The 13597-nt window shown below is 40.1% G+C and carries 10 protein-coding genes, 1 pseudogene and 1 riboswitch; of the genes and pseudogenes, 9 read left to right on the plus strand and 2 right to left on the minus strand.

The genetic code is table 11. The features are described from left to right. Positions 1-367 (minus strand): annotated as a pseudogene (locus ACH8E3_RS05750) (collagen-like protein); the annotation flags it as partial. 266 nt (positions 368-633) lie between these two features. Between ACH8E3_RS05750 and ACH8E3_RS05755 the strand changes: the two are divergent. From ACH8E3_RS05755 to ACH8E3_RS05795, 9 genes are all read left to right on the plus strand, one after another. Beyond that, positions 634-1605: a YheC/YheD family endospore coat-associated protein gene (locus tag ACH8E3_RS05755; protein ID WP_458631660.1), complete on the plus strand. Its 972-nt coding sequence runs from the start codon at positions 634-636 to the stop codon at positions 1603-1605. Positions 1606-1808: 203 nt separating this feature from the next. Beyond that, the gene (locus ACH8E3_RS05760; RefSeq protein WP_458631661.1) at positions 1809-2438 is read left to right on the plus strand and encodes a 2OG-Fe(II) oxygenase; all 630 of its coding nucleotides are present in this window, start codon (positions 1809-1811) and stop codon (positions 2436-2438) included. A gap of 346 nt (positions 2439-2784) precedes the next feature. After that, complete coding sequence (locus ACH8E3_RS05765) at positions 2785-4137, plus strand: FAD-binding oxidoreductase (protein ID WP_458631662.1); 1353 nt, start codon at positions 2785-2787, stop codon at positions 4135-4137. A 184-nt stretch (positions 4138-4321) separates the two neighbouring features. Beyond that, positions 4322-4903 (plus strand): DUF4256 domain-containing protein, encoded by a 582-nt coding sequence (locus ACH8E3_RS05770; RefSeq protein ID WP_458631663.1) that lies wholly within the window; start codon positions 4322-4324, stop codon positions 4901-4903. A gap of 117 nt (positions 4904-5020) precedes the next feature. Next, positions 5021-5986, plus strand: a complete 966-nt coding sequence (locus tag ACH8E3_RS05775) for an acetylxylan esterase (RefSeq protein ID WP_458631664.1) — start codon at positions 5021-5023, stop codon at positions 5984-5986. 69 nt (positions 5987-6055) lie between these two features. Then, positions 6056-8905 carry an ATP-binding response regulator gene (locus ACH8E3_RS05780; RefSeq protein ID WP_458631665.1) on the plus strand — a complete coding sequence of 950 codons (2850 nt, stop codon included), beginning with the start codon at positions 6056-6058 and terminating at the stop codon, positions 8903-8905. Between the two features lie 59 nt (positions 8906-8964). After that, positions 8965-10596: a diguanylate cyclase gene (locus tag ACH8E3_RS05785; RefSeq protein WP_458631666.1), complete on the plus strand. Its 1632-nt coding sequence runs from the start codon at positions 8965-8967 to the stop codon at positions 10594-10596. Between the two features lie 19 nt (positions 10597-10615). Then, entirely contained in the window at positions 10616-10978 is a 363-nt protein-coding gene (locus ACH8E3_RS05790) for a response regulator (RefSeq protein WP_458631667.1), read from the plus strand. A 220-nt stretch (positions 10979-11198) separates the two neighbouring features. Then, positions 11199-11297, plus strand: a riboswitch (purine riboswitch). A 65-nt stretch (positions 11298-11362) separates the two neighbouring features. Next, positions 11363-12661, plus strand: a complete 1299-nt coding sequence (locus tag ACH8E3_RS05795) for an NCS2 family permease (protein ID WP_458631668.1) — start codon at positions 11363-11365, stop codon at positions 12659-12661. A 74-nt stretch (positions 12662-12735) separates the two neighbouring features. On the opposite strand, the gene ACH8E3_RS05800 is transcribed toward ACH8E3_RS05795, so the two are convergent. Next, positions 12736-13596 carry a sugar phosphate isomerase/epimerase family protein gene (locus ACH8E3_RS05800; protein ID WP_458631669.1) on the minus strand — a complete coding sequence of 287 codons (861 nt, stop codon included), beginning with the start codon at positions 13594-13596 and terminating at the stop codon, positions 12736-12738. Between the last annotated feature and the right edge of the window lies 1 nt (position 13597).

Consider the following 13597-nt stretch of genomic DNA (forward strand, 5'->3'; position numbering starts at 1 on the left):
CGGTAGCGCCAGTAACTCCAGTTGTCCCAGCCGGCCCTTGTGTTCCGGTAGCGCCTGTGGCTCCAGTTGCCCCAGCCGGCCCTTGTGTTCCGGTAGCGCCAGTGGCTCCAGTTGTCCCAGCCGGCCCTTGTGTTCCGGTAGCGCCAGTGGCTCCAGCTGCCCCAGCCGGCCCTTGTGTTCCGGTAGCGCCAGTGGCTCCAGCTGTCCCAGCCGGACCTAGTGCTCCAGTCGCGCCAGTAGCTCCAGCTGTCCCAGCCGGACCTAGTGCTCCAGTCGCGCCAGTAACTCCGCTAGCTCCTGTTTTCCCAGGTGGTCCAGAGGGTCCTTCTGGTCCAGGTGGTCCTGGAGGACAGTTACATCTTCCCATAATCTCATCTCCTTATTCTCAAATCTGGTTCATCATATTCAAATTTAATTAGAAATGAGAGGGTTATAGCATATCTGACTTGAAAAATGTGCGAATAGAGTAGTACATTTACTGAATTTTTACTCCCCGTGATATTGTCCCATACCATATGTCGACGCTAGCATTAGATAGTAAAAAGGGCTTGAATGGCGGGGGGGTTGATAATATTGGGTAGTCGCGCACTAATAGGTATCTTGGTAACTAAAAGGAGTAGTAGAAGGAGGACTTTGAAGCTTTATCAACGTTATCACAATCTAAATCTGAAACTTTATGCCTTTACTTCGGCAGACATTCTATGGAAGGAACAACGTATTATTGGACTCAGCTTGAAAAACGGCGTATGGAAGCAAAGTTCGTTCCCATTTCCTAATGTCGTCTATAACCGGTGTTTTAACAAAAAGTTAATGACTATTGAACGGCTAGAGAAGGCGATTGGTAAGAACAAATGCTTTAACAATATCAACTTTTTTAATAAATGGGATCTCTATAACGTATTGAAAGAGTCAAATCTGAAACTTTATGTGCCAGACACCTTTTTAAATAATGAAGTGATTATATCAGAACTATTAAAAGAATATAGGTTACTCTACATTAAGCCCTTTTACGGTTTTAAGGGAAAATCTGTGTATAAGGTTGAATTAATGGATAATGGAGATACGCATATTTCTTTGCATAGCTTATCCCCAACATATATTTGCAGAAAGAGTGAAGGCATTCAGGAAAAAATGGATGAACTACTCGGTCAAAAAAAGTATATGGTTCAGCAAGGAATTCGTATAAGCCAACTTGATCAACAGTATTTTGATATCCGGGCTCTTGTTCAAAAGAATATTGTTGGTGAATGGACGGTTTCCGCTATAACATGCAGAGTAGCTTATGAAAATTACTTTAATACGAGTATGTGTGAAGCCATTTATAATTTCGAAGAGATTCTTCCGAAATTATCTTCGCCGGGAGAAATGAATGAAATCCTTTTAACTTTGTATGAAGTAAGTGTAAAGGCCGCACAAGAAGCAGAAATTCGTATGGGTTCATTGGGAGAATTGAGTGTCGATTTTGTATTAGACGAACAAAGGAAGCTATGGATTATTGAACTTAATGGAAAACCTCAAAAAGATATATACAAAGATCTTAAGTATTTTAAACGTAAAATATATAGCAGACCATTGGAATTTGCCTATTATCTTTCTCAATCTTAAGAGATAGAAATACGCTTGTTTTTCTTTGTGTATCGAATTCACCCTTTTATAAAGGATAGACTGAACCATATCTATCGAAATATATTCATACATTTAAATTGTTTTTATAGTATATTTGTATTTAATGGAAACTATACAAACTTAGTTTAAAGGTTCAATTTTTTGTCATCATTTAGAAGTTATAGAGGAGATTGATTATTCATATGAATACAGAAGTTTCTATTATATCCATTCAATCTATCTATTCGATCGACAATCACATCATTACAGCCACAATTTTAAATGAAGAACCTTTAATAATGAAGTTCGATCATGTACTAAGTAATGAAGAATGCCAAGCACTTATTGACTCTGCTGCATCTCGTCTTGAGAAATCAAAATTAGTAAATAAAGAAGTTAGTCAGATTCGTACTAGTAAAAGTATGTTTTTTGATAAAGACGAAAGCTTATTTATTAATACAATTGAGAATCGCATATCCAGCTTAATGCAGGTACCCATTGCACATGCGGAAGGACTACAAATTTTACATTATGAAGTTGGACAGGAGTATAAAGAACATTATGACTTCTTTGGGCTTGATCATCCTTCTAGTTACAACAATCGAATTAGTACTTTAGTTATCTACTTAAATGATGTAGAAGAAGGAGGAGAAACAACACTTCCCAACTTAGGTATCACAGTTAAACCAGTTATAGGTTCTGCTGTTTACTTCGAATACTTTTATAATAATCATATATTAAATGAACTAACGCTACACAGTGGTAAGCCTGTTATCCAAGGTGAGAAATGGGTGGCTACGCAATGGATGCGTAGACAACGAATTCGAGAATAAAGTAGATAAGAAGGAGGATTATCTTGAAAAGCATAAGAGAATTCGTATGAATTGGAGGGTTGCCAGTCGGCAGCTCTTTTATTTTTTAAAATGAAGCTGTGATGATTAAACATAATATAAAAAACATTCCATGATCCTGACCGCTACAATTCCTCTTACATCAAGTAGAGTATAGCGTACCGATTGCAGATCTATACTTTCAGGATGGTTCGTACCTAGCACGTGAATAAAACCATTCAACCACATATTAGCCCATACCCTAGACTTGTGTACTACATAAGATAATCAAAATCGGATTTCTATCAGGTAAATATTCGATTAATTTATCGATGAGGGGCTGCTATTGGTGAAGTCAACAACAAAGCTAACGGGAAGGGTTATCTTCCGGGGTGATAAAGGTTATGAATCGGCACGTAGAAATTGGGATCCACATACGAATAGATTGCCTAAAGTATTTGTTTTTGCCCAAAATACGAAGGATGTAGCAAATGCTATAAAGTGGTCTCGTGAGAATGGTGTGCCTATTCGGCCCAGAAGCGGAAGGCATGCACTCGAAGGAAACCTGTCACAGGTCAACGGGGGCATTATCGTAGATGTAAGCGAGATGAAGAATATTAAGTTGGATAAAAAGGATGGAACTGCCGTCGTTGAGACAGGTAATACGGTGGGTAGGATAGCCAAGTCGCTTGCTGCAAAGGGGTTCATGTCTCCGTTTGGCGACAGTCCTACTGTTGGAATTGGTGGTATCACCCTTGGAGGTGGAATCGGGCCGTTACAGCGGACGATCGGCTTAATCAGCGATAACCTGATCAGTGTGGAAATGGTAGACGCAAAGGGAAGAGTCATTCAAGCTAGCAAAAAGCGAAACTCCGATCTCCTTTGGGCATCGCGTGGCGGGGGCGGTGGGAACTTTGGGATATACACGAAATACAAATTGAAAGTGCGACGATCTCCTGAAACCGCAACCGTATTCAAGGTCATCTGGCCCTGGAATCAGTTCGAGAAGGTATTGAAAGCATGGCAGAGATGGGCGCCTTGCGTGGATACGAGGTTGGGTAGCGAAATAAACGTGGGACCCAAAATCGGTGGTAATGTTGAAATGGAAGGCGTGTTCCTGGGATCACAATCAGAGGCTATTCGACTATTACAACCGATCACATCGGTCGGAACGCCAATGGAAAAGACGATTAAGTCATTGCCTTACACCAAAGTTGTGCAGTACTTATTAGCACCTGATCCAGTGCTTACTCAAAAATACAGTAATCAGTTCTCTTCCGGCTACGGACAGCGTCCGTTTCCCGATAAAGCCTTTAAGATCATGCGTGAGTTTCTTGAAAAGGCAGAGCCTAACTCAACAGCAGGATTCTACTTCCTGAATTGGGGCGGAGCTGTGAGTCGTGTCTCACCTAAGGCAACAGCATTCTTCTGGCGTAAGGCAAAGTTCTATGTGGAATGGAACAGTTCATGGACCAAACCTTCCAATGCAGCTAAGAATATCGCGTTAGTCCGCAATACTCGTCGCAAGTTGCAGCACTTTATTGTCGGGTCTTATATAAATGTACCAGACCAAGGGATTAAACATTCTGGGCCAGTCTATTATGGAACGAACTATCCAAGACTACAAAGAATCAAGCGTAAATATGATCCTAATAATGTATTTCGCAATCCGCAAAGCATTATTCCAGCTCGAAAGAAATAATAGGTTCGTAATCATTGGAGGCTTACCCATGTGGTAATGCTCCAATTACATATGTGATTTTACTAGTTGATTTTTTGATTCATACGTTTTTATGTATAATTGATCTATGTATAGAGAACGTCGGTACACGATCCGAATGAGAATATATTCTAAACTGGAGTAATACCAATAGGAGGCAACTAACATGATAGATCACAAGGAAACCAGTCATGATAAAAAGATATCACCAGAACAACGTGAACAATTACTTCAAACATTAAAGACGCGTTTTGAGAAGAACATGAACCGTCATACCGATCTGGAATGGACTAAGGTACAAGAAAAGTTTGAAGCTAATCCTACGAAGCTATGGTCACTTCATGAAATGGAAGTAACCGGAGGGGAACCGGATGTTATTGGGCATGATGAGAAAACAGGTGATTACCTATTTTGTGATTGTTCGGCGGAGAGTCCTAAAGGTCGTAGAAGTATTTGTTATGACCGTGAAGCCTTAGAGTCAAGGAAAGAACATAAACCCAAGAACAATGCGATGGATATGGCAGCAGATATGGGAATAGAACTTTTAACGGAAGAACAATACCAAGAGTTGCAGAAACTAGGAAATTTCGACACGAAGACTTCGAGCTGGGTTACAACCCCTTCTAATATTAGAGAACGGGGTGGAGCGATCTTCTGTGATCGTCGTTATGACACGGTCTTTACCTATCATAATGGAGCAGAATCCTACTATGCTGGAAGGGCATTCCGTGGTATATTACGGGTATAGACTTTAATAACGTGTCTTATTGGATCTGAAGGCGGGTTCAATACAATATAATGATAATGTACAATGTGCCTTGGCGAATGCGACAAGGCCTTTTTTTATAAGGGGGATTTAAAGATAATGAGCTATATGGACGATAAAATGAAGAATTTGTACGACTACATCCCTTCATTGACGAAGAAGGATGACTTCGATGAATTCTGGGACATGACGATACAAGAAGCCAAGTCTACCGAGCTTCAGGGAGAAAGAAGTCTGGTTGATTATCCTAGTACATATGTTAAAGTTTATTCAATTTCATATTCTGGTATGGATAATACGAGAATCCATGGTTGGTATATTGTTCCTAATTTTGGGCCCGAGGAGAAGTATCCATGCATTATTCATTATCACGGGTTTAATTGGAATCGAGGGCAACCTTCTGAATTCATGCATTGGATCAATATGGGGTTAGCAGTGCTCTCCGTAGATTGCCGTGATCAAGGTGGCATAACAGGTAGTCTAGCGACTTCTAATCATGGGTACTCACAGAATGTTGCTAGTAAGGGAATTCTGAATAAGGACGACTATTATTACCGCTACGTGTATATGGATTGTTTGAGAGCGCTAGATTTTGCTTGTGAACAAGAGGAAGTGGATGTCTCCAAAATTGTAATAGAAGGTGGAAGTCAGGGCGGGGGTCTTGGTATGGCAGTCTGTGCACTGGACCCAAGACCTGTACTTGCGATGGTTGATGTCCCTAGCAATAGTGATCTTGTAAGTCGTGTGGATGGTTGTCATGGCGCATTTACAAGTATTGGTGATTTCATTAAGAAACATCCCACACAAGCAGATGTGGCACTAGAAAATCTAAGTTATTTCGATACGATGAATATGGCAGATAAAATTTCATGCAAAGTTCTTGCTTCCGTAGCGCTGAAAGATGAGATATGTCCTCCACAAATGTATTTTGCAACATATAATCGAATTATGAGCGAGAAACAAGTAGAGATATACCCTTTCAATGGTCATGAAGGTGGCGGAGTTATTCAAACAGAAATTAAATTAAAATATCTGAAGCAACACTTTTCGGACTGGTTTGTATGAGGATTGCTTTGGTATAATAGATTCTAGCAATATGTGAAATACTAGATAGATTTTAAGGGAGACACCTAGATGATTAGATTGTTAGATTATATCAAAAAAAGTATTAAAAGAAGAATTACCGCGATGATGATTGTTAGTTTCATCCCTATCTTAATTGGCGCTGTCATTGTACCTTGGAGTACATTTAAGATCGTTAACAATTATGATAATGCAACTCGTACACTGAGTGAGAATCAGAAACAAATTGCGGAAATTGCGACACATACGAATGAAATTATTTTACGCGTTAGAGGGTATTTCGCCTATGTGGATAAATATGAGTACGAACAAATTTTTCAAGCGAAGAATGATCTGGATAAATCTGTATCTGTGTTAGAGAGCAGGGCTTTAAGTCAAGAAGAAAGAGATCTAGTTGATCGTGTGCAGAGATTTTTTAATGAGTATTTAATTAAATTTCTACCCCAAGCAGCTGCCTTCGCAGAGCAAGGTGATTATGAATCATTACGTGCCTTAGTGACAACAGGAGCGAGTAATCCTGTCAACGAAATCATCTTGTATGCGAATAAGTCAGAGAACCAGATTCGAATGCAGATTACTGCAGAGCATGAAAAGTTATTTCGTAATTTAATTCTACAGGGTGTCTATTTCATCATCTATATCATAAGTGTCTTACTGTTATCCGTCGCTATCACACGGAGATTATCTAGAGATATTGGGAAACCGCTACAACAATTGTCCCAATACGCAAGGAATTACACGAATGGCGAGACGATATTGCCCGAAATTAGCAATCGTAAAGACGAGATTGGACACCTGTCCAGATCACTCAATAGTATGATATATGAGATTAAAGAGAGTGAAGAGGAGCTACTTGCACAGAATGAAGAACTCCAATCTCAGCAGGATGAGTTAGAGACACAACAAGACGAGCTTCAAAAGGCATTAAGCAAGATGGAAGAGAATGAAATATTCCTGAATAAACGCAATTCGTTGAATCAATCTTTATCTAATACATTGGATAAAAGAGAACTGCTGGATAGCATTATCCGTAATGTCGTAGAAATTACGAAGACAGATAAAGGTATTCTGCTATTGATGAATGAGTTACGAGATCATACGGCATATGGCATTTCTCAAGAAGAAACGACGCAATTCTTAGATGGATTTGATCAGAGCCTGGCTATCCGCACATTATATAGTATGCAATTCCATTTAAGAGTAAGAGATGCCACACTTGGCGAACGAGGATACATCAGTGGTGAAGTCCACGCATATGATATGTTCATTCCTTTTTATAAGGCGAATGGAGATATTATGGCTTGTATGGCATTAACGCGTGTAGGCAGAGCCATTGATAAACGTGAGGAACAGGAGATACTAGATTTAGTTGGTCAAATCTCGTTATCTCTTGAGAAGTTGGAAATATTTGAAGCGGCAGAAGAACAACGTCAGATTACGCAAGATATGCTGAATACCATTCAAGAGGGTGTCCAGCTGATGAATCTGGAAGGCCAGTCACTTCAAGTCAATAAGAAGTTCTGTGAGCTGATGGATCTATCTTATGAGGATTCTGATTTGAAGGGAATGCCATTTAATGATTTCATGGTGCACTTAGACACGCTGATTGAGGACCCTACGTCCGTTGTTAAATATATCGAAGATGCCCTAAATAGTGAAGCTGAACATACACATAGTATGAACTATTTACTGAAGAATGAAGAATCTCGATGTATTCAAATGTACTGGGAACCTATATATCATAACAAGCAGAAATTCGGTATTCTTCTTGTTCATCGTGATATTACGAAAGAGCATGAGGTTGATCGAATGAAATCGGAATTTGTAAGTACGGTCAGCCATGAATTAAGAACGCCGTTAGCTAGCATCCTTGGATTCTCGGAATTGCTAATACATCGGGAACTAAAGCCAGAGCGGCAGCGTAAATACATGTCGACAATACACCAAGAAGCCAAACGATTGACAGAATTGGTGAATGACTTTCTTGACTTGCAACGAATGGAATCAGGCATACAATTCTATGATCTACAACCATTAAATATCATGGATATTGTTGGAGAGGTGAAAGATCTTCAACAAGCAGCTACAGATCATCATAGTATTATCTTGAACACGTCTCAGGAGCAAGTAACGGTTCTTGGAGATCGGGATAAATTATTCCAAGTACTCATCAATCTGGTGAGTAATGCAATCAAGTACTCCCCTTCTGGTGGTGAGATTACGATATCCACACGTCAAGAGGGCAACAATATATTAATTGATATTACAGATGAAGGATTAGGTATTCCAGAGCACTCTCTTTCGGATGTCTTTACCAAATTCTTCCGTGTCGACAATTCTGATCGCCGACAGATTGGTGGGACTGGATTAGGTTTAGCGATTGTTAAAGAGATCGTTAACAGACATCAAGGAGAAGTCAGCGTACAATCCAGTCTAGGAAACGGAAGTACGTTCTCAGTGGTCCTTCCGATCTATGAGAGTACATCAGTACTTACGAACATACCTAATCCAGTAGAAATATATGGGTCAAGCTCTTTAAATGTTTTGCTTGTAGAGAATGACCGCAATCTATCTGTTATGCTTCAAGATGAACTTATCGAAAGAGGGTTCCGAACAACGCTATGCATGGATGGTAACAGTGCTATTCAAGTGATGGAAGATCATCCGCCAGACATTGTTGTATTAGATTTGAAGTTGGAACGGGAAATGACGGGTTGGGAAGTGATTGAAGCGATGAAATCTTCTGCTAATCTTCAGAATATTCCTATCATCATTTCAAGTGCTTTTGAAGAAAAGGAAAAGGCATTACAATGGGGTGTATCGCATTTCTTAATCAAACCCTATATCTCTTCCAAGTTAGCTGACATGATTGAAGATATTATGAATATTCAAACAAGTTAATTCTAGATAAGTTCATGTATCAATACTGATGAAAAATTTGACTTCAGAGGAGATATCCATTGACTACAGACAAATATAAGCATCTTGTTAAACAACGCATCAAGGATACTTTCGACATATGGGAAATACAACCATGGGTAGAGGAGATTGAAATCTACCGCTTCCTACATACGCTCAAAGGAACAGCGGGTACGATAGGGATGGTTGCCATAGAGATAGAAGCCAATAGATTGCTACATCTATTCTTAGAAGAGGGTACACGCCAGTTCGAGCAAGCTGAATGGTATGATATGCTAAAGAATTTAGTCATTACCATGCCCATTGTATATGATGAAATAGCTGCAACCCATGGAGTGGATGTTCAACCGATGGAACACTCAGATTATAAAGAGAATCGGATTCTCATTATTGATGACGATGTCAATTTAGCTGCTTATCTGAAGACAGCATTAGAGAAGCATGGTTATCCAGTGAACATTGCGTTAACCGCTGAACGGGGACTCAAGCTATTCTACGACTGGAAACCGGATATGATTCTGTTAGATATAAATCTGCCGGATAAGAATGGATTAGATGTTCTTAAGATCATCGTAGAGAAGGCACATCAAAGTCATTCGCCTATTATTGTGATAAGCAGTGAGGATACGAGTGAGCGTAGAATATATGCGTATCGTTCGGGAGCGATGGACTTCTTCTCCAAACCGATAGATCAAGAATTGTTAGTTGCATTAATAAATAACCGATTTCGATTTAAGAAGCAATGGGAGCAGTCGATTATTATCGATGAGTTAACAGGGGCGTACAATCGCAAACATTTCAATAACACAATAAACCAACTGATATCAGATTATGAGCGATCAGAACGTGTATTCACCATCGTAATCATGGATCTGGATCATTTCAAAAAGGTGAATGATACCCATGGTCATCTGTTAGGTGATGAGGTATTGAGGACTTTTGCTAATATCATTGTGGAGAACAAGCGAAACGAAGATATTCTGTGCCGTTATGGCGGTGAGGAGTTCGCACTACTTCTACCGAATACGACTAATGAAGAAGGTTCAGGGCTTCTCAAGCGGATTCATGAGAAAGTCTCATCTTACGTATTCCGTGCAGCAGAGAAGACGTTTCAAGTGTCATTCACAGCAGGAATAACCCAGAGCACAGAAGATAATTTATATCAAGATCAACTCGTAAAAGAAGCGGATCAGGCGCTATATATTGGAAAACAATCGGGTAGAAATCAGACCGTGATCTTCTCAAAACAAATGGTGAGTTACCATAATGAACAGAAAATCAATATCATTATTGTAGATGATGATCGGTTTATCAGAGAAATTGTTGTCTCCCAGTTAAGCCAATGGCAACCGAATACTAACGTTGAAGTATCGGTGAAGGGATTTGAAAGTGGTATACAATTTATGCAATCCAATTGGTTTGCAGAACAAGAAAAGTATATCATTTTACTTGATGGTATTATGCCACAAATGGATGGTGTCGAGGTGTTAAGAAGGCTTCGTGATGAATATCCAGAACGTAATATTGTCATCGCTATGCTAACCGGAAGAACGAACCAGACGGATATTATTCATGCTCTTCAGCTTGGTGCGGATGATTACATTATTAAACCGTTTGATATATCGGACTTGCTATCCAGAGTGGAACGATTGGCGCAGAAGATTCTTATATAATGAAATATGCGGAGGAATTATGAAAAAGGTATTGGTTGTAGATGATGATGAAATATTACGTATGTTAATCACGGATACGCTAGAAGATTTGGATGTACAGATAGATATTGCCGAGGATGGAAGAATAGCTCTGGAGAAGTTAAGCCTGACTCATTACGATGTAATGCTTCTAGATTATATGATGCCTGAGTTGACTGGGATAGAAGTGTTAGAACGCTTGTCAGCAGAACAAAAAGCTAGTATGACTATTCTGATGCTGACAGCAAAAGCACAAGACGCAGATAGAACACAAGCGTTAGAAGCGGGAATAAGTAGATTTATTCCTAAGCCTTTTAGTCCATTAGAATTATTGAACATAGTAGAAGAAATTTTGGATGTATAAGCCTAATATGGTGAGGTAGAATCAACAGTCCCGGTCTTTATAGATCGGGGCTTTTGATGTTGCTAAGGAGCGTCAACATGTTATTCGAGAACGGATGGATGAACGTGCACTTTGGAACTTATAGCGAAAATACGAACTATAATAAAAGGATATTACTATAATGTTCGGAAATTGGCGACAAAACATTCGTAAATCCTTGACATATTCGAGAAAAGGAATTAATCTATGAAAGTATACTACTCGTATATCCTCAATAATATGGTTTGAGGGTCTCTACTAGGAACCAAGAATCCTAACTACGAGTATAGAATAGCCTTATTTAGGCGCATTCTATACTTCAGTTAGGATTCTTTTATTTTATTATTTTGGGAGGCAACGGGGAATATGGAGAAGTGGTTTGGATTAAAAGAACGAGGTACCACAATACCTACCGAGATCATGGCGGGTATTACAACATTCTTTACGATGGTATATATCGTTATCGTCAACCCAGGTATACTTAGCCAATCGGGAATGGATTTTCATGGTGTTTTCGTAGCAACTGTATTAGCTAGTATCATAGGAACTTTGATTATGGGGCTTGCTTCGAACTATCCGATTGTCATTGCTCCGGGGATGGGACTGAATGCCTATTTCGCTTTCACCGTAGTAGGTGGTGGCGGTGTCACATGGCAGACAGCACTTGGCGCTGTGTTTATAGCAGGTATTTTATTTATCATATTATCACTGACTTCGTTCCGCTATATGCTACTCGATGCGATTCCTGCTAGCTTGAAGTATGCCATTACGGTAGGGATAGGGTTATTCATTACGTTTATAGGATTACAGAATTCAAAGATAGTGGTTGATTCACCTGCTACGCTACTAACGTTAGGTTCATTAACTGAACCAATGACGCTATTGACGATTATTGGACTGGTTATTACCCTCATTCTTATGTCCTATAGTGTAAAAGGGTATTTATTCGTAGGAATGCTGATTACATCCATTATTGCATGGTTCATGGGTCTGCTCGAATTACCACAGCAACTCATGGCACTGCCAAGTGGACTTTCCACAACGGCTTTTCAGATGGATATTAAGGGTGTATTCTCCAATGGGCTATATTCCGTTATTTATACATTCTTATTAATAACGTTGTTCGATACGACCGGAACGATGCTTGGTGTTGCAGAACAGGCAGGTCTAATGAAAGATGGGAAGTTCCCTCGGTCAAGAGGCGCACTTCTTGCAGATGCTGTGGGTACGACTGCTGGTGCTGTCTTAGGTACAAGTCCAACGTCGGCTTATATTGAGTCTAGTGCAGGGGTAGCTGTTGGGGGTAGAACGGGATTAACAGCAGTAACCGTAAGTATATTACTAGGACTCACGTTATTGTTCTCACCTATTATTTCGGTGCTGGCTGCGATTCCAGCCATTACGGCACCATCGTTAATTATCGTTGGATTCCTGATGATGAGTGTAGTTCGCAAGATTGAATGGGTGGATGTAGACGTAGCCTTCCCAGCCTTTCTGATTATTGTGCTCATGCCTTTGTCATATAGTATTGCTACAGGAATTGGTGTGGGGTTCATTATCTACCCTATTCTGAAGGTTGTTCGTGGCAAATGGCGGGATGTTCATCCGATCTTTTATGTATTCGCTATTCTATTCTTTATTCAACTGGCATTCTTCACGCATTAACCAATAAAGGTGATCCCAACTGGATGTTACAATACCCAGTCAGGATCACCTTTTATTATATGCTATGAATCGCGTTAGACTTCGTTCCAAATCCGTTGAACGTTATCGAAGGCAATCTTGGTTCCTTTGAGGCAATCTTCCATGCCTTCATATTCTATAGACATGTAGTCGTCATAACCAGACTGCTTAACAATACGTAGAATTTCGTACATATCAAGGTCGCCCTGTCCGGCAATCGCACCGCGAAGGAAGTTACCTGCTTCGCTCTTGAACCAACCATCCCCAGGATTGCGGTATGAAGGACGAATATAGAAATCTTTGATATGAACCATAGAGGCATATTTCATATTTTTACGAACGGCGGAGATTGGATCTTCATCGACACACACAAAGTTACCAACATCCAGTGTCGTCTTGAAGTTCGGACGATCAACTGCATGAATGATAGACTGCACACGGTCACTCGCTTGAACATAATATCCGTGATTCTCCAAGCTTGTCGTAATCCCATAGGTGTTGGCATGATCAGCGATTCGTTGACAAGCATGAGCAACACGTTGCAAATCTTCATTGAATCGTGCAATGGTCGTGTCGCTTCTTGAAGCGACATCATGACGCATAAGCTTTGCTCCAAGTCGATTCACGCGGTCCACTTCACTGATGACACGTTGAATTTCGGCTTCATACTCTTCATCGGTGTCCGTAATGAAATTCGCTCCGATGGCATAGTTGGAGATGTCTATACCTACCTCAGCGGCCTTCTCACGTATTTGATCTTCGAGTTCTGGATTACTGTTGAAGTCGAATCCTAGGTTCGGAACGATTTCGATATGTTGACCGCCAATGTCAGCAACCCATGCAATGACGTCTTGAATCGTCATCTTTCCGGCGTCCATGGCTTGATATAGACTATAAGAACTAATGCCCAATTTCATG

Source organism: Paenibacillus sp. CMAA1364 (assembly GCF_054373195.1).